The organism is Ramlibacter sp. (genome assembly GCF_035706265.1).
GTDB lineage: Bacteria > Pseudomonadota > Gammaproteobacteria > Burkholderiales > Burkholderiaceae_C > Ramlibacter.
In genome coordinates, this window is the sequence record NZ_DASSVG010000266.1 from 1 (window position 1) to 16,574 (window position 16,574).

Consider the following 16,574-nt stretch of genomic DNA (forward strand, 5'->3'; position numbering starts at 1 on the left):
TACAACGTCTCCTTCGAGCTGCCGCCGGGCGAGGCGCACGGGCGCACCATCGGGCAGCTCGCGCTGCTGCTCGCCTACATCCTGCCCGCGCCGGTGATGCTGCTGGCGGCCAACCGGCGTTCCACCGGCGACGGCGTGCGCCCGCGACAGGACCGCATCGAGATCACTTCCGATTTCACGCCCAGCCCGGACCTGATGATCGCCACCGCGACCCTGATCGTCGCCGTGGTGCGCGAGGTCATGACCTGGCCGACCTACGAGCTGGGCGAGCTCGCCCGGCACGGCATCCCGGTCATCCGCGATTTCCGGCCCATGCCCCACACGTCGCGCAAGGGCTGGCTGGCGCGCTTCAATTGCTATCCGGAGAACCCGTTCGCCTGCGACATCGACGCCGGGATGTGGCAGACCGAACGGGACGGCGTGCTCAGCCTGCGCGCGATCGCGGCGCGCACCGTGCGCCAGTTCCGGCACGCGATCCGCCGCATCTCCGACCCCTACAGCCTGCGGGTGATCGCTGCCGTGGTGCGCAAGCGCAGCCCTTCGCTGCTGGAGCTGGACGATCGCCCCGACGCCTACGAGAACGTGGGCAAGGGCTGTGTCTGGGATGCGTCGTCGCCCCCCGCGCGGCTGGCGCGCTCGCGCTACGAACGGGTGGTGATGCACGCCGTCGCCGGCCAGCCGCTGCGCATCGACGGCCGCACGCTCAGCCCGGTCGGCATGGCCGGCTGGTCGGGGGTGGTGTTCCAGCGCGAGGACCAGGGCCGCGAGGCCATCGCGCTGGATGACCTGGTCGAGCGTCTGGAGGAATGGGAGCAGCCGTAGCGCGCGTCGGCCTCAGAACGTGTGCCGCAGTCCGACCATGAAGGCGCGCACGTTCTTGTCGGCGGGCACGCGCGTCGCGTAGACGGGGCTGAAATTCATGTTGGCGCCCGCGTTGCGCACGCTGGCCCCTTCGAAGTAGACCAGCGTGCGCTTCGACAGTGCGTACTCGGCGCCGGCGGCGAACTGGCTCGCATGGTTGCCCGCGTTGCGGTTGTCCTTGATGCGGTAGTAGCCGGCCGTGATGTTGAGGGCCGGCAGCGGCTTCCAGCCCGCCCCCACGCTCCACAGGTCGAGGCTGTCGGAGCCGTTCGGCACCACGGCGTGCGCCGGGTTGCGGGCCCGGAAATACGAGGCGCTGGCCGTCCAGGCGCCGAAGGAATACAGCGCGCCCACGGCGGCGAGGCGGTTGGTGTTCGCGGTCGGCGAGAAGCCCGCCGCAGCCGCGGCCGCCGCCCCCGCCGCGGCGTTGCCGGTCGCGGCGGTGAAGAGCGCCGTCGCCGTGTCGAGATTGTTGCCGTAGCCGTTGTACCAGAGGGCCGACAGCCGCAGGCCGCCGTTCGCGTAGATGGCCGCGAGGCTTTCCTGCACGTTCGCCTTGGCACTGCCCGCCACTTCGCCGAAGGCGTAGCCGGCGCTGAGGCTCAGGCCGTTCCAGGCCGGCGCGTTGTAGACCACCGCGTTGTCGTTGTACACGGTCCCGAACGCCGGATTGGAGTTGGCGCCGGACCACGCGCCGCTGGCGCTGTTGAGGGCCACCAGCGCGGTGAGGGAGGAGCCGAAATAGCGCGCGCCGCGCGCATCCGTGCTCGCCATCGCGTAGTACATGGGCGAAACCTGGCGGCCGAACTTCAGTTCGCCCCAGGCGCCGGCGAGCCCCACCGTGGCGAACTGGTTGAAGAAGGAGGTGCCGCCGGAACTGTTCGCCCCGCCGGTGGTGCCGTCCTTGCCATTGAGGTTGCCCTGGAGCTGGAAGGTCGCGGCCAGGCCGCCGCCGAGGTCCTCGCGGCCCCGCATACCCCAGTAGCTCGCGCCGATGCCGCCGTCCTTCAGGGCGGTCAGGCCCCCGCCGTCCGCGGGGCTGGGCACGTAGCCGACGCGGCTCGCGCTCGCATGATCGATCGTCAGCACGCCCAGGTCGATCGTGCCGTACAGGGTCACGGAGCCTTGGGCGAGCGCCGGACCGCAGGCCGCGGCCAGCGCCGCGGCAGCCGCGGCGGTGAGTCTCTTCATGGTGTCTCCTCTTGCTTTGGGGATGGCGATGGCCCGCGAGCGTAGGAGCCGGCCCGGCGACCGGGCCCCCCTGCGTCGAGGGGGGTAGGGCGGAAGCGCGGGCCGGATTAGGATGCTCGCGTGGCCACCCCCTCCAGCCGCCTGGGCGACCTGCTCCTCAAGGTCACCGCACCGCGCGTCCCGAAGGCGCTGCTGGCGCGCGCGCGGCTGTCGGTGGGCGGTGCCGCGCTGGGCGACCGCGCGGCGGTGCTGGTCCAGGCGCCTCCGGGCTTCGGCAAGACCTCGCTGCTGGCGCAGTGGCGGCTGGAGCACCTCGCGCGCGGCGCCGCGGTCGCCTGGGCCAGCGCCCAGCCCGAGGACGACGTCGACCGGCTGGTGCGCACCCTCGCCCTCGCCGTGCGCGTCGGCGCCGGCCGGCCCGCGTTCGGGCGCGTGCTGCTCGAAGGCGGTGCGGCCGCGGGGCTGGAGGGCGTCACGCTGTGGCTGGCGGAGGTGGCGCAGAGCGCATTCGAGCTGGTGCTCGTGCTCGACGAAGCCGACCGCCTGCCCGCCGCCGCGCGCGAAGCCGTCGGCTACCTGGTGCGCAACGCGCCGCCCAACCTGCGCTGCATCGTCGCCGCCCGCGCCGATGCGGAGCTGGGTCTGGACGACCTGGTCGCCTACGGCCAGTGCGCGCTCCTCGGCGCCGCGCAGCTGCGCTTCACGCTGGAGGAAACGCTGCGTCTCGCCGAGCAACGGCTGGGGGCGGCGTTCGACCGCGACCGCGCGGCGCGGCTGCACGCCCTCACGGAAGGATGGCCGCTGGGCGTGCAGCTGGCCCTCGCGGCCGATCCGTCGGGGCGCGGTCCCGAGCCCGGGCCTGCGGGCGCGGCGTCGCTGCCGGAGCAGTTCGTGGCGGTGTTCCTGCGCAAGCTCGACCCCGACGACCTCGCGCTGCTCACGCGCATCAGCGTGGCGCAGCACCTGCACCCGGCGCTTTGCAGCGCGCTGGTGCCGCGCGCCGACACGCCCGCGCGGCTGGAACGCCTGGCGCACGAAACGCCCGTGTTCGGCACCGGCGAGCTGCAAGGCTGGATGCGCATGCACTCGCTCGCGCGCGCCGCGCTGGAGAAGCGCTTCGACGCCCTGCCTGCGCAGGAGCGCGCGCAGCTGCATGCGCGCGCCTCCGAGTGGCTGGCGGAGCAGGGCCTGCTGGAAGCGGCGGCGCGCCACGCGCTGGCCTGCGGGCGCAGCGACGCCGCCTACGACTTCGCCGAGCGCAGCCTCTACGAATCGCTGATGACGCGCGGCCATCCGGCGGCGGTGCTGGAGTGGATCGGGCAGGCCACGCAGGAGGAACTGGAACGGCGCCCGCGGCTGATGCTCGCGGCCGCCTGGTCGCTCGCGCTCGGCGAGCGGCACGAGGAGGCCCGGCGCTTCGTGGAGCGCATCCTCGCGCAGCCGGGCGCCGACGACGGCCTGCGCTGCGAGGCCGCGCTGATCCTGGCCGGCGCCGCCGTGTACGCGGACGACCCGGACGCGTACGCGGCCCTGCACGATCCCTGGGCCGAGCGGCCCCTGCTGGCGACCGAGGCCCTGCTGCAGGTGCACGCGAACCGGTCCGCCTTCCGCGCGCTGCTCGCCGGCGAGCCCGCGCTGGCCCGCTTGCGCCAGCAGCGCGGGCCGCACCACTTTCCCGCCGAGAGCAACCTGGACCGCTGGGGCGAATACATCGTGGCGCTCTCGTACTTGTGGGAGGGCCAGCCGCTGATGGTCGACCAGCTGCTGGGGCCGAGCCTGGCCAGCGCCGAGGCCGACCTGGGGCGGCGCAGCCCCTTCGCCTGCGCCGTGGCAGCGGCGCTCGCCGCCGCCCGCTGGGAGCGCGGCCAGCCCGACGAAGCGGCGGTGCTGCTGGCCGACCGCCTGGACGTGCTCGAACGCAGCGGCCTGCCGGAGGCGGTGCTGCAGGCCTTCCGCACGCTCGCGCGCTGCGCCCGCGCCGCCGGCAACGAGCCGCGCGCGCTGGCCCTGCTCGCCGCCCTCGACGCCGTGGGCATGGCCCGCGGCCTGCCGCGCCTGCGGCTGGCGAGCCTCGCCGAACAGGTGCGCCTGCACGCCCGCGAGTTCCGTGCCGAAACCTGCCGCGAGCTGCTGCGGCAGATGGAGCAGTTGCTGGAGGATCCGTCCACGCCGGCCGGCCCGCTGTGGCGGCGCAGCGTGGAAGGCCTGGTGCTGCTGGCGCGGGCCCACGGTGCGGTGGCGGCGCGCGACTGGCGCGCCGCCGTCGCGCCGCTGCAGCGGGCCGAAGCGCTGGCGGCCGAGCGCAAGCAGGGCCGCGAGCGCCTCGAAGCCATGGCCCTGCGGGCGTGGGTGCTCGATCGCAGCGCCGAGCGTTCGCTGCCGCTGCTGCAGGAAGTGCTCGCGCTGGCACAGGCGCTCGACCTGCGCTCCGTGTTCGACGACGCGCATCCGCAGCTCGCCGCGTGGGCGCGGCACGCGGCCGCTGCGGCGCCGCAGCGCGCTGCAGCCGACGCCCCGCCGCCGCCGCCGCGGCCTGCGTTGCCCCGTGCCGCCGCCAGCGCGGCGCTCACGCCCAAGGAGCGCGAAGTGCTGGAGCTGCTGGCCCGCAACCTGTCGAACAAGGAGATCGCCCTCGCCCTGCAGGTCGGGGAGGAGACGGTCAAGTGGCACGTCAAGAACCTGTTCGCCAAGCTCGACGCCGGCACCCGCAAGCAGGTGGTGGGTCGGGCGCGCATCCTCGGCTTCCTCGCTGACGCCGCCTGAGCCCCCACCCCCCCTCGACGATGGGGGGGAGCCGGCCGGGGGGGCCGCCTAGTCTTCGGACATTCCGAGGAGACAAGGCATGGCCCCTACCGCAATCACCGCCCCCGCCGTCATCGCGACGGCCGCCCGCACGCGTTCCATCCGCGTCGAACCCCTGACCTGCGCCCTCGGCGCCGAGCTCGGCAACGTGGACCTGGGCGCCGCTTCGCGCGACGCCGGCCTGGTCGCCGAGATCCGCGCGCTGCTGCTGGTGCACAAGGTGCTGTTCTTCCGCGACCAGGACTTCACCCGCGCCGAGCACGTCGCCTTCGCGCGCCATTTCGGCGCGCTCGAGGACCACCCCGTCGCCGGCAGCGACCCCGAGCATCCGGGGCTGGTGCGCATCTACAAGTCCCCCGACACGCCCAACGACCGCTACGAGAACGCGTGGCACGCCGACGCCACCTGGCGCGAGAAGCCGCCGCTGGGCTGCGTGCTGCGCTGCGTGGAATGCCCTCCGGTGGGCGGCGACACGATGTGGGCCAACATGGCGCTCGCCTACGAGAAGCTGCCGGCGCACGTGAAGACCCAGATCGACGGCCTGCGCGCGCGCCACAGCATCGAGGCCACCTTCGGCGCCGCGATGCCGATCGAGAAGCGGCTCGCCCTGAAGGCGCAGTTCCCGGATGCGGAGCACCCGGTGGTGCGCACCCACCCGGAGACGGGCGAGAAGGTCCTCTTCGTCAACCCGTTCGCCACCCACTTCACCAACTTCCACACCGCCGCGAACGTGCGCTACGGCCAGGACTACGCGCCCGGCGCCGCGCAGCTGCTGCACTACCTGATCGCGCAGGCGCAGATCCCCGAATACCAGGTGCGCTTCCGCTGGCGCCGCAACAGCGTGGCCTTGTGGGACAACCGGTCGACCCAGCACTACGCGGTGATGGACTACCCGGCCTGCCATCGAAAGATGGAGCGCGCCGGGATCGTCGGCGACACCCCCTTCTGAAACCCCTCCACTTGCAAGGACGAGCCATGAACTTCCAGGACGGATCCCTCTATCCCGAGCACCAGGACCCGCTGGTCATCACCTGCGCCCCGTACGGCCCCGAATGGATGCCCGCGGACTTCCCCGAGGACATCCCGGTCAGCATGAAAGAGCAGGTGCAGAAGGCGGTGGACTGCTACGACGCCGGTGCCACCGTGCTGCACCTGCACGTGCGCGAGCCGGACGGCAAGGGCTCCAAGCGGCTGTCGAAATTCAACGAACTGCTCGACGGGATCCGCGCCCGCGTGCCGAAGATGATCCTGCAGGTGGGCGGCTCGATCTCCTTCGCGCCCGAAGGCGAGGGCGAGGTCGCCAGGTGGCTGTCGGACGACACGCGCCACATGCTGGCGGAGCTGAACCCCACGCCCGACCAGGTCACCATCGCGGTCAACTCCAACCAGATGAACGTGGTGGAGCAGATGCTGCCCGAGGACATCGCGGGCACCAGCCTCGCCACGCCCGAGGGCTACCGCGCCTACCGCGAGATGACCATCCCCGCCGGGCCCGGGTGGGTGGAGGAGCACATCCGGCGCCTGTCGCAGCGGGGCATCCAGACGCACTTCCAGCTCGCCAACATCACGCAGCTGGAGACGGTGGAACGCATGATGCGCCGCGGCGTGTGCAACGTGCCGCTGATCCTCACCTGGGTGGCCATCGGCGGCGGCTTCGACGCCCCCAACCTCTACAACCTGGCCAACTTCGTCCGCGCGGTGCCGGACGGCGCGGTGCTCACGCTCGAGACCTCGATGCTCAACGTGCTGCCCCTGAACATGATGGCGATCGCGCTGGGCCTGCACGTGCGCTGCGGCATCGAGGACAACATCTGGACGCAGGACCGCAAGGCGAAGCTGGGCTCCGTGCAGCAGATCGAGCAGCTGGTCCGCATCGCGCGCGAATGCGGCCGCGAGGTGGCCGATGCCGCCCAGGCCCGGCGCATCTACCGCATCGGCGAGTTCTATTCCAGCGCCGAGGAAACGCTGGCGAGGAACGGCTTCGCGCCCAATCGCAAGCCCGGCCAGCGCGGCTTCCTGCAGCACGCGCTGCAGGCGTGAGGGTGCCCGTGCCCGCCGACGCCAGCGTCCTGATCGTGCCCGGCCTGCGGGACCACGTGGACGCGCACTGGCAGACCCTGCTGGCGCAGCGGCTGCCGCGCGCCCACACGGTGCCGCCGCTCGGGCGCGAAAGCATCGCGCTGCAGCCGCGCCTCGAATGCATCGAAGAGGCGGCGCGCCGCATCGAGGGCCCGCTGGTGATCGTGGCCCACAGCGCCGGCGTGATCATGGTGGCGCACTGGGCGCTTCGCACCAAGTGCGAGGTGCAGGGCGCGCTGCTCGCCACGCCGCCCGACTTCGGCAAGCCGTTGCCGGCCGGCTACCCCACCCTGGAGGCGCTCGACGCCCACGGTTGGCTGCCGGTGCCGCGCGAGCCGCTGCCCTTTCCCAGCATCGTCGCCGCGAGCCGCAACGACCCGCTCGCCGCCTTCTCGCGCGTGGGCGAGCTCGCGCGCGACTGGGGCAGCGAACTGGTGGACCTGGGCCGCGTCGGCCACCTGAATCCCGCCTCCGGCTTCGGCGCGTGGGATATGGCTCCGGCCCTGATCGCGCGGCTGGCCGCGCGGGACTCCTGAGGAGACGAGACATGGACCATGCGATCCGCTTCTACCAGACCGGCGGGCCCGAAGTGCTGCGGCACGAGCAGTCGGCCGTCGGCGAGCCCGGCCCGGGCCAGGCGCGCGTGCGCCACAGCTATGTGGCCGTCAACTTCATCGACATCTACTTCCGCACCGGCCGCTACCCCACCGCGCTGCCGAGCGGCCTGGGCTCGGACGCCGTCGGCGTGGTCGAGGCCGTCGGGCCCGGCGTGACCGAGGTGAAGCCGGGCGACCGCGTCGGGTACCTGCTGGGCCCGCAGGGCGCCTACAGCAGCGCGCGCGTGCTGCCGGCCGACGTGCTGATCCCGCTGCCCGCAGGCATCGGCGACGCCACCGCGTCGACGCTGATGATGAAGGGCCTGACCGTGCAGTACCTGTTCCGCCAGGTGTACCCGCTGCACGGCGGCGAGACCATCCTGTACCACGCCGCGGCCGGCGGCGTCGGCCTGATCGCGTGCCAGTGGGCGCGGGCGCTGGGCGTGACCATGATCGGCACCGTCAGCACGGACGAGAAGGCCGAGATCGCGCGCGCGCACGGCTGCGCCCACGTGATCGTCACCTCGCGCGAGGACATCGCCGCACGCGTGCGCGAGATCACCGGCGGCAAGGGCGTGCCGGTGGTCTACGACTCGGTCGGCAAGGACACGCTGCTGGCCTCGCTCGACAGCCTGCAGCCACGCGGCACGCTGGTGAGCAACGGCACCAGCTCCGGCCCGGTGAGCATCGACACGACCCTGCTGGCCGCCAAGGGCTCCCTGTGGGTGACGCGGCCGGCGATGGTGCACTACGCGACGCCGCGCGCGCACATGCTGGACATGGCGCGCGAGCTGTTCGACCACGTGCTGGCCGGCCGCATCCGCAGCGAGCCGGGCCGCATCTTCCCGCTCGCCGACGCTGCCGAGGCGCACCGGGCGCTCGAGTCCCGCCGCACCACCGGCGCCACCGTGCTGATGCCATGAACACGCCCGCAGCCCGCGAAGGCGCCGGCGCGCCGGACTACCTGGTCAGCCGCCGCGCCGCCTGGTTCGCCTACGCCATGACCATCGCGCTCATGCTGATGGACTACATCGACCGTCAGGTCATCGTCTCGCTGTTCCCCTACATGAAGCGCGACTGGCACCTGTCGGATTCGCAGCTCGGCTCGCTCGTCTCCGTGGTGTCGGTGACGGTGGCCCTGGGCGCCCTGCCGGTGGCGCTGTTCGCCGACCGCGTCAGCCGCGTGCGCAGCATCGCCGCGATGGCGGCCGTCTGGAGCGCGGCGACCCTGTCGTGCATGTTCATGCGCGGGTACGGGGCGCTGCTGGCGGCGCGCTCGCTGGTGGGCCTGGGCGAGGCCGGCTATGGCTCGGTGGGGGCGGCGCTGATCGCGAGCCACTTCCCGGGTCGGCTGCGCGCCGTGCTGCTGGCCGGCTTCTTCGCCTGCGCTTCGGTCGGCTCCGTGCTGGGCGTGCTGCTGGGCGGCTTCATCGCCGCGCGCTGGGGCTGGCAGGCCGCCTTCGGCCTGGTGGGAGTGCCCGGGCTGGTGCTCGCGGCGCTGTACCTGCTCGTGCGCGACTACGAGACCGTGCGGCTCACGCCAGTGCTGCAGCGCGCCACGCGCAGCAGCGCCGATGCGGCGCGCCACATCGTGCAGGCCCTCACCCGCTCGCGCACCATGCTGTGGGTGTGCATCGGCGGCGCGGCGCAGCTGGTGGTGGTGTCGGCCGTCTGGTCGTGGATGCCCAGCTTCCTCGACCGCGTGCAGGGCGTGCCGCCCGAGCAGGCCTCGCGCCAGGCCGCACTGGTGGTGCTGTGCGGCGCCTTCGGCAGCGTGGTGTGGGGTGCGGTGGCCGACCGCGCCGGCAAGCGGCGCCCCGGCGCCCGGCTGCACGTGATGGCGCTGCTGTGCCTCGTCTCGCTGGCGGTGCTGTCGACCGCCTTCGGCGCGGGGGCCGCCTTCGGCGCGCAGGCGCAGTTCGCCCTGATCGCGGCCGGCAGCTTCGTCATGACCTGCACCGTCGGCCCCGTGTCCGCGATCGTGATCGACGTGATCCACCCCGGCGTGCGCGCCACCGGGTCGTCCGTGCTGGCGCTGTTCCAGAACCTGTTCGGCCTGGCGCTCGGCCCGGTGCTCGCAGGCTTCGCATCGGACGCCTGGGGCCTGGAGGCGGCGCTGGCCTGGATGCCGTGCTTCGCATTGCTGGCCGCGGCGGCCTTCCTCACCGCGGCACGGACCTATGCCGCCGACATGGGCCGCGCGGCCGAAGTTCCCGCGGCAGACCTGCCGCATCCCCTGCGCGCCGCGCAGGCCTGACCCCCTCACGGAGAAGATCATGTTCGGTTCGATGATGCAGCAGCCGCTGCTGGTTTCCTCGCTGCTCACGCACGCCGAGCGCCACCACGGCGCCCAGGAGATCGTGTCGCGGCGCGTGGAGGGCGACCTCCACCGCTACACCTACCGCGACCTGGCGGGGCGCGCCCGCCGCCTGGCCAACGGCATCGCGGCGCTGCGCGTGCCGGCCGGCGGCCGCGTGGGCACGCTGGCCTGGAACGGCCACCGCCACCTGGAGCTCTATTACGCGGTATCGGGCTCCGGCGCGGTGCTGCACACGCTGAATCCGCGCCTGCACGCCGACCAGCTGGTGTGGATCGCCAACCATGCCGAGGACGAGGTGCTGTTCTTCGACCTCACGTTCCTGCCGCTGGTGGAGGCGGCCGCGCCGCGACTGCGCACGGTGCGCAGCTTCGTCGCGATGACCGACCGCGCGCACATGCCCGCGAGCAGCACGCTGCCGGGCCTTCTCTGCTACGAGGAGCTGCTGGCCGCGCAATCCGACGCCTTCGCGTGGCCCAGCTTCGACGAGAACACCGCCTGCGCGCTGTGCTACACGTCGGGAACCACCGGCAACCCCAAGGGCGCGCTCTACAGCCACCGCTCCACGGTGCTGCACACCTATGCGATCGCGTTGCCGGACGCGCTGAACTGCTCGGCGCGCGATGCCATCCTGCCGGTCGTGCCCATGTTCCACGTCAACGCCTGGGGCCTGCCCTACGCGGCCTGCATGGTGGGCGCCAAGCTGGTGCTGCCCGGCCCCTTCCTCGACGGCCGCAGCCTGCACGAGCTGTTCGAGTCCGAGGGGGTGACCATGTCGGCCGGCGTGCCCACCGTCTGGCAGGGCCTGCTTGCCCACGTGGAAGCGCACAACCTGCGCTTCTCGACGATGCGCCGCACCGTGATCGGCGGCTCGGCCTGTCCGCCGGCCATGATGCGCGCCTTCCAGGAGCGCCACGACGTGCAGGTGCTGCACGCCTGGGGCATGACGGAGATCAGCCCGCTCGGCACGGTCTGCGCGCTCAAGCCGTGCCATGCCGCACTGTCGGCCGACGAGCGCCTGGCCGTGCAGGCGCGGCAGGGCCGGGCCGTGTTCGGCGTCGACCTGAAGGTGGTGGACGAGGACGGCCGCGAGCTGCCGCACGACGGCCAGTCGGCCGGCGAGCTGATGGTGCGCGGCCCGTGGGTGATCAGTCGCTACTTCAAGGACGAAGGCGGCGACCCGCTGGCCGAGGGCTGGTTTCCCACCGGCGACGTGGCCACCATCGACGCCGACGGCTTCATGCAGATCACCGACCGCAGCAAGGACGTGATCAAGTCCGGCGGCGAGTGGATCAGCTCCATCGACATCGAGAACATCGCGATGGCGCATCCGGGCGTGGCGATGGCCGCGTGCATCGCGGCGCGCCACCCCAAGTGGGACGAGCGGCCGCTGCTGGTGGTGGTGAAGAAGCCCGAGGCCGAAGTGGCGAAGGCGGAGCTGCTCGCATCCTTCGAAGGTCGCATTGCGCGCTGGTGGATGCCCGACGACGTGGTGTTCGTCGACGCGATCCCGCTCGGCGCCACCGGCAAGATGCAGAAGAACCTGCTGCGCGAACGCTTCGGCGACCACCTGCTGCGCGGGCAGCTGTTGGCGGCGTGATGCGGGCGCAGCTTGCAGGCGCGTGGCGCGCCGGCGTCGGCGGCACGGCACGCGCGCTCGCGCCGGGCCTCGTCGCCTGCGCGGTCGTCGGCGCCGCGTCGTCCTTCCTCGCCCAGCACTACGGCGCGCCGGTCATGCTGTTCGCGCTGCTGCTCGGCATGGCGATGAACTTCCTGTCGGCGCAGGGCCCCTGCAGTGCCGGCATCGACTTCGCCGCCCGCCAGGTGCTGCGCATCGGCATCGCGCTGCTCGGCCTGCGGATCACGGCGGCCCAGGTGGCGGCCCTCGGCTGGGAGCCGGCCGCCCTGGTGGTGGGTGCCGTGGCCGTGACCATCCTGCTGTCGATCGCCGCCGCGCGCGCCATGGGCTTCGACGCCCGCTTCGGCCTGCTGACCGGCGGCGCCACCGCCATCTGCGGCGCCTCGGCGGCGCTGGCGCTGGCGGCGGCCCTGCCGGCGCATCCGCTGAAGGAGCGCGCCACGCTGTTCACGGTGATCGGCGTCTCGGCGCTGTCCACGCTGGCGATGGTGCTCTACCCGCTGATCGTCCGCGCGCTCGGCCTGCCCGACGCGCAGGCCGGCCTGTTCCTCGGCGCCACCATCCACGACGTGGCCCAGGTCGTGGGCGCCGGCTACAGCATCTCCACGCCCGCGGGCGATGCGGCCACGCTGGTGAAGCTGATGCGTGTGGCGACGCTGCTGCCCGTGATCCTGCTGGCCGCGCTGCTCACGCGCAAGGGCGCGGCCGCGGATGCCGAGCGCCCGCCGCTGCTGCCCGGCTTCGCGCTGGCCTTCGCGGCCCTGGTGGCCGTCAACAGCCTCGGCTGGATTCCTCAGCCGGTGCAGGCCGCCGGCACCGGTCTTTCGCGCTGGTGCCTGCTGGCGGCCATCGCGGCCATCGGCATGAAGACGCAGTTGCGCGAACTGGCCGGCGTGGGCTGGCGGCCCGTGCTGCTGATGGTGGGCGAAACCGCCTTTCTCGCCGCGCTGGTGGCCGCCTTCTTGCGAACTTCTTCCTGACCCCTACACTGGAGACAAGCCATGCACCCTCGTGCCTTTCCTTCGCTGCGCCGCCGCACCTGGCTGGCGCTCGCCGCCGCCACGCTGGCGAGCCCGTGGGCGCTCGCGCAGGACAAGCCGCTGCGCCTGGTGGTCGCCGGGCCGGCGGGCGGCAACGCGGACCTGGTGGCCCGCATCGTGGCCGAACCGCTCGCACGTGAACTGGACCGCCCGGTCATCGTCGATCCCAAGCCGGGCGCCGCCGGAGCCATCGCAGTCGGCGAGCTGCTGCAGGCGCCGCCCGACGGCAACACGCTGCTGGTGGGCGTGAACTCGCTGGTGAGCGAGATCCCCCACATCGTGAAGCTGCGCTGGCAGATGGACCAGGCCCTGCGCCCGGTGGCGGAACTCGCGCGCGGCGGGCTCGTGCTGGTGGCGCATCCCTCCGTGCCCGCGTCGACGGTGCCGCAGCTGGTGGCCTACGCGAAGGAGCACCCCGGCAAGCTCAGTTATGCCTCGTACAGCCCCGGCACCATGTCGCACGTGCTGGGCGCGATCCTCAACCGGGCCGCCGGCATCGAGCTGCTGCACGTGGGCTACAAGGGATCGACGCCGGCACTGGCGGACGTCATGGGCAACCACGTGCCCTTGATGTTCGATGGGTTGCCCACCTCGCTGCCGCTGGTGCGCAGCGGCAAGCTCAAGGCGCTGGCGGTGAGCGCACCGCAGCGGGTCGCCCAGCTGCCGGACGTGCCGACCTTCCGCGAAGCCGGCTATCCGCAGCTGGAAGCGGTCGCGTGGATGGGGCTGTGGACCGCGCCACAGGTGCCGGCGGCCACGCAGGCCCGCCTGCGCGCGGCCACGCTGAAGGCGCTGGCGGAGCGCGGGCTGCGGGCCCGAATGCTGGAGACCAAGCTCGAAGCGGGCCTTCCGCGCGGCGTCGACGCGATGGCGCGGGAGCTGCGGACGGATTACGAGCGGGTGGGCGCGGTGCTGAAGTCGGTGGGCTTCCGGCCGGAGTAGGGTGCGGGACCTCCGCGAGACCACGCAACCATGCCGCCGCGGAACGTCGCTTGTTCGACCTACGCCGCCGGGATCGGCGGCCGGTTCTTGCGATAGGAGTTCTTGACCGCGATCCGGCCGTCGCGGAAGGTGAACACGTCGCATCCGTTCACTTCGACGCGGCTGCCGTCGGGGCGTGTTCCGGTGAAGGTCCACTCGGACACGCCACGGTCGCCGCAGACGAAGTGCCGCGGCGAGCGCCACTGCGCGTCCGGAAAGGTCTTCCAGACCTCGGAGAACGCGGCGCGCACGGCTTCCCTGCCGGCAGACCGGCTTCCGCAGACGTCGGGACCCGCGGAGGCCTCGAACACGCAGTCCTCGGTCATGAAGCGCATCAGCGCCTCGATGTCATGCCGGTTCCAGGCATCGGCAAAGGCCTGGAGGTCGGAGATCGTCAGGCTCATGGGACAGCTCCTTCAGGACGTGACGGGCCGATTTTGCGCCGCTGGTTACCTCCCGCCGAACCGCACCAGGGCGCGCTCGCGCGCCTTCGCTGCCTCGGCCTCGCGCGTGCGAGGCTCGGCACTGGTCACCAGCGACTGGATCAGTTGCCGCGCCGCAGCCGCGATCTCTTCGACGGCTCGGTCGAACGCGGCTTCGTTGGCCTTGGACGGGACGTTGAAGCCGCTGAGCTTGCGCACGAACTGCAGCGAGGCGTCGCGGATCTCCAGCTCCGTCGCCGGCGGCTCGAAGTTGAACAGCGTCTTGATGTTGCGGCACATGGCTGTGCTCCCCTCCTATGGCGAACTCCATGGTAATCGCCCTGCGCAGCCGGCGTGAGATGATCGCCGCGGAGGCACCGATGTCCGTCACCATCTTCCACAACCCCGCCTGCGGCACCAGCCGCAACACCCTGGCATTGATCCGGCACGCAGGGATCGAACCCGTCGTCGTCGAATACCTGAAGACGCCGCCGACGCGCGAGCAGCTGCGCGAACTGCTCGCGGAGATGGGCATCTCCGCCCGGGAGCTGCTGCGCGAAAAGGGCACGCCCTACGGCGAGCTCGGTCTCGCGGACCCGAAGTGGAGCGACGAACAGCTGCTCGGCTTCATCGAGGAACATCCCATCCTCATGAACCGGCCGATCGTCCGCACGCCGCTCGGAACGAAGCTCTGTCGCCCCGCGGAGACCGTGCTGGAGCTCCTGCCGGTCGGAGAGCCTGGAGCGCTCACCCGCGCCTGACGCGCAGCTTCCAGGACCTGAGCTTGCCGTCGTCGCGGGCGGCGGCGTCCTGCACCTTCAGCTTCCAGCCGCCGCGTGCCGGCTGGCCGGCCAGCGCGGCCAGCGACGGCGTATTCGCTGCCGCGAAAGTGCGCACGAGGGTGCGCTGCCCGCCGCCGATCTGGTCCTGCAGCAGGGCCTGCCGTCCGCCGGGCGCCACCAGCGTGAGCCGCAGGTCGCCGACCCAGGAATGCGCGATGTCGACGTCGACCTCCACGCTGCCGACGGTGAACTCCTGCGCCACGTTCAGGGTGCGCTCGATGCCCGGTGCCGGATGGTCGGGAATGGCGGCGCCCGGGCTCTCGGACAGTTCGACCTGGTCGACGGGCGCCTCCACCGAGCCGATCTGCAGCGACCACGCGTTCAGGCGCCCGGTGTCCGCCCGCGCGCGATCGCGCACGGTGAGCGTCCACTGGCCCTTCGAGCCGTGCCCGCGCAGCGTCGCCAGCGCCGGCACGGCGGCCGCGTCGTAACTGGCCTTCAGGTCGTCGGCGCTGCCGCCGCTGCCCTGGGGCTTCAGCTCGATCACCGGCCCCCAGGGCGTGGCGAGCATCACCTGCAGGTCGCCGCGGTAGGTGTGCGTGATGTCGACGTCGACGCGGACGGCGGCGATCTGCACGTCTTCCGCGACGACGATCCGGTCGGAAATTCCGTCGAGGTCGTCATCCGGGATCGCGCGGTCCGGCGTGGACTTCTTCGTGAGCAGGTCGCTCGGTGCCTCGACGTCGGAGGTGCGGACGCGGAAGTTCATGACCGGGCCCGGGCCCGAGATGTGGTCGATGATGAGGTTGGAGGAGGCTCCGCTCCACCACCGGCTGTTGGGCGTGCTCGCATCCGAGAAGCTGGCGGTGGCGCCGGCATACAGGTCGTTGGCGTCGCCGTCGGTGCCGGGGACCCGTTCGAGCTGGAACAGTCCGTCCGCCTGTTCGAGCGAGATCTCGTAGTGCTTCGCCGCCGTCATCTCCTGGTTGCTGTTGTCGCCGTCCTCGTCGACGTGCCAGATCGCCAGCCCCTCGTCCGGCAGGGCGGCATCGCGGTTCGCGCGCTGGCGGTTCTCGAGGATGAAGTACTCGCGGCCATTGCGCGGGAAGATGGCGAAATCGTTCGTGCCGGCCGCCAGCGAGACGACGCTGGCGTGCTCCAGTTGCTGCACCGTGTTGGCCCATCCGGCCAGCCGCTTGAGGTAGGCGCAGATCGCGATCGGGTTCCTCTCGTCGCGGTTGTTGCCGCTGCCCATGAGGCAGAAGGCGCCGACGCCGCTGGACTCGTAGCCGTAGTCGTACAGGTCGGGGAAGTCGCACAGCATGTGCCCGTTCTCGTGGCAGAAGGTGCCCAGTTCGAGTTCGCTGCCCATGGCGGTGAACTGGTAGTCGAAGGCGCGCCGCCCCGGCGCCAGCGTGCGCGCGGTGCCCAGGTGGTGCGAGTGCGGCCAGAGCCCCTCGCTCCAGTTGTTGGTGACGGGCCCGGCGTAGTAGACGTTGATCGCGTAGATGAAGCCCTGGTCGTCGGCGGTGAGGCCCGAGAAGTTGGTGCCGAGCGCCTGGTGGTGCGCGAGCGCTTCCTGGATCAGTTCGATGGCGCGCTGGGGATACGGCACCGAGGGATTCGTGTAGTAGGACTTCGGGTGCTGCGCGCGGTAGTACGGCAGCACCTGGCTGGTGTAGCGGCAGCGGCCGATCGAGTTGTCGAGGAAGTAGTCGTGCACCGAGCCGTGGTTGCCGAAGCCGTTGTAGCCGCTCTGGTTGCAGAAGCGCTCCACCTCCTCGCGCGGGATGGTCGCCGGCGCGTCGCTGAAGTCGATCAGCAGGCACAGCCCGACGTAGTCGCCCACCGTGTCGCGCTGCGG

Annotated in this window: 15 protein-coding genes; 11 read left to right on the forward strand and 4 right to left on the reverse strand. The window is 72.1% G+C overall.

Translation table 11 applies throughout. The features are described 5' to 3' along the window. Positions 1–822 (forward strand): hypothetical protein (locus VFM98_RS09805; protein ID WP_325109740.1); only part of this gene is annotated, 822 nt, incomplete at its 5' end. Between the two features lie 12 nt (positions 823–834). Here the strand turns inward: VFM98_RS09805 and VFM98_RS09810 are convergent. Next, positions 835–2,052 (reverse strand): porin, encoded by a 1,218-nt coding sequence (locus VFM98_RS09810; protein WP_325109741.1) that lies wholly within the window; start codon positions 2,050–2,052, stop codon positions 835–837. Positions 2,053–2,172: 120 nt separating this feature from the next. Between VFM98_RS09810 and VFM98_RS09815 the strand changes: the two genes are divergently transcribed. The 9 genes from VFM98_RS09815 to VFM98_RS09855 all read left to right on the forward strand — a co-directional run bounded on the left by VFM98_RS09815 (position 2,173) and on the right by VFM98_RS09855 (position 13,467). Continuing rightward, the gene (locus VFM98_RS09815) at positions 2,173–4,815 is read left to right on the forward strand and encodes a LuxR C-terminal-related transcriptional regulator (protein ID WP_325109742.1); all 2,643 of its coding nucleotides are present in this window, start codon (positions 2,173–2,175) and stop codon (positions 4,813–4,815) included. A gap of 139 nt (positions 4,816–4,954) precedes the next feature. Further along, entirely contained in the window at positions 4,955–5,803 is an 849-nt protein-coding gene (locus tag VFM98_RS09820) for a TauD/TfdA dioxygenase family protein (protein WP_325109754.1), read from the forward strand. A gap of 26 nt (positions 5,804–5,829) precedes the next feature. Then, entirely contained in the window at positions 5,830–6,894 is a 1,065-nt protein-coding gene (locus tag VFM98_RS09825; RefSeq protein ID WP_325109743.1) for a 3-keto-5-aminohexanoate cleavage protein, read from the forward strand. A gap of 2 nt (positions 6,895–6,896) precedes the next feature. Continuing rightward, positions 6,897–7,469: an RBBP9/YdeN family alpha/beta hydrolase gene (locus VFM98_RS09830; protein WP_325109744.1), complete on the forward strand. Its 573-nt coding sequence runs from the start codon at positions 6,897–6,899 to the stop codon at positions 7,467–7,469. Between the two features lie 11 nt (positions 7,470–7,480). After that, on the forward strand, positions 7,481–8,452 hold the full coding sequence (locus tag VFM98_RS09835; RefSeq protein WP_325109745.1) for a quinone oxidoreductase: 972 nt from the start codon (positions 7,481–7,483) through the stop codon (positions 8,450–8,452). After that, positions 8,449–9,786, forward strand: a complete 1,338-nt coding sequence (locus tag VFM98_RS09840; protein ID WP_325109746.1) for an MFS transporter — start codon at positions 8,449–8,451, stop codon at positions 9,784–9,786. Before VFM98_RS09835 ends, VFM98_RS09840 begins: the two co-directional genes overlap by 4 nt. Positions 9,787–9,805: 19 nt before the next feature. After that, positions 9,806–11,446, forward strand: a complete 1,641-nt coding sequence (locus VFM98_RS09845) for a 3-(methylthio)propionyl-CoA ligase (protein ID WP_325109747.1) — start codon at positions 9,806–9,808, stop codon at positions 11,444–11,446. Then, positions 11,446–12,465, forward strand: a complete 1,020-nt coding sequence (locus VFM98_RS09850) for a YeiH family protein (protein ID WP_325109748.1) — start codon at positions 11,446–11,448, stop codon at positions 12,463–12,465. Before VFM98_RS09845 ends, VFM98_RS09850 begins: the two co-directional genes overlap by 1 nt. Before the next feature lie 21 nt (positions 12,466–12,486). Further along, positions 12,487–13,467 carry a tripartite tricarboxylate transporter substrate binding protein gene (locus VFM98_RS09855; protein ID WP_325109749.1) on the forward strand — a complete coding sequence of 327 codons (981 nt, stop codon included), beginning with the start codon at positions 12,487–12,489 and terminating at the stop codon, positions 13,465–13,467. A 59-nt stretch (positions 13,468–13,526) separates the two neighbouring features. Here the strand turns inward: VFM98_RS09855 and VFM98_RS09860 are convergent, their stop codons facing one another. Both VFM98_RS09860 and VFM98_RS09865 read right to left on the reverse strand, forming a co-directional pair. After that, entirely contained in the window at positions 13,527–13,910 is a 384-nt protein-coding gene (locus tag VFM98_RS09860) for a nuclear transport factor 2 family protein (protein WP_325109750.1), read from the reverse strand. Between the two features lie 45 nt (positions 13,911–13,955). Further along, positions 13,956–14,228 carry a DUF2277 domain-containing protein gene (locus VFM98_RS09865; RefSeq protein ID WP_325109751.1) on the reverse strand — a complete coding sequence of 91 codons (273 nt, stop codon included), beginning with the start codon at positions 14,226–14,228 and terminating at the stop codon, positions 13,956–13,958. 80 nt (positions 14,229–14,308) lie between these two features. On the opposite strand from VFM98_RS09865, the gene arsC reads away from it, so the two are divergent. Then, positions 14,309–14,689 carry an arsenate reductase (glutaredoxin) gene (arsC, locus tag VFM98_RS09870; protein WP_325109752.1) on the forward strand — a complete coding sequence of 127 codons (381 nt, stop codon included), beginning with the start codon at positions 14,309–14,311 and terminating at the stop codon, positions 14,687–14,689. Here arsC and VFM98_RS09875 read toward each other — a convergent pair. Continuing rightward, the coding region (locus tag VFM98_RS09875; protein WP_325109753.1) for a M6 family metalloprotease domain-containing protein at positions 14,676–16,574 on the reverse strand (1,899 nt) is incomplete at its 5' end. The two genes, arsC and VFM98_RS09875, sit on opposite strands and share 14 nt — an antisense overlap.

What these genes read in the sequence shown, in the direction of transcription:
- VFM98_RS09810 (WP_325109741.1), bottom strand. Translation starts at nt 2,052, where the DNA reads ATGAAGAGACTCACCGCCGCGGCTGCCGCGGCGCTGGCCGCGGCCTGC.
- VFM98_RS09825 (WP_325109743.1), top strand. Translation starts at nt 5,830, where the DNA reads ATGAACTTCCAGGACGGATCCCTCTATCCCGAGCACCAGGACCCGCTG.
- VFM98_RS09835 (WP_325109745.1), top strand. Translation starts at nt 7,481, where the DNA reads ATGGACCATGCGATCCGCTTCTACCAGACCGGCGGGCCCGAAGTGCTG.
- VFM98_RS09840 (WP_325109746.1), top strand. Translation starts at nt 8,449, where the DNA reads ATGAACACGCCCGCAGCCCGCGAAGGCGCCGGCGCGCCGGACTACCTG.
- VFM98_RS09845 (WP_325109747.1), top strand. Translation starts at nt 9,806, where the DNA reads ATGTTCGGTTCGATGATGCAGCAGCCGCTGCTGGTTTCCTCGCTGCTC.
- VFM98_RS09850 (WP_325109748.1), top strand. Translation starts at nt 11,446, where the DNA reads ATGCGGGCGCAGCTTGCAGGCGCGTGGCGCGCCGGCGTCGGCGGCACG.
- VFM98_RS09855 (WP_325109749.1), top strand. Translation starts at nt 12,487, where the DNA reads ATGCACCCTCGTGCCTTTCCTTCGCTGCGCCGCCGCACCTGGCTGGCG.
- VFM98_RS09860 (WP_325109750.1), bottom strand. Translation starts at nt 13,910, where the DNA reads ATGAGCCTGACGATCTCCGACCTCCAGGCCTTTGCCGATGCCTGGAAC.
- VFM98_RS09865 (WP_325109751.1), bottom strand. Translation starts at nt 14,228, where the DNA reads ATGTGCCGCAACATCAAGACGCTGTTCAACTTCGAGCCGCCGGCGACG.
- arsC (WP_325109752.1), top strand. Translation starts at nt 14,309, where the DNA reads ATGTCCGTCACCATCTTCCACAACCCCGCCTGCGGCACCAGCCGCAAC.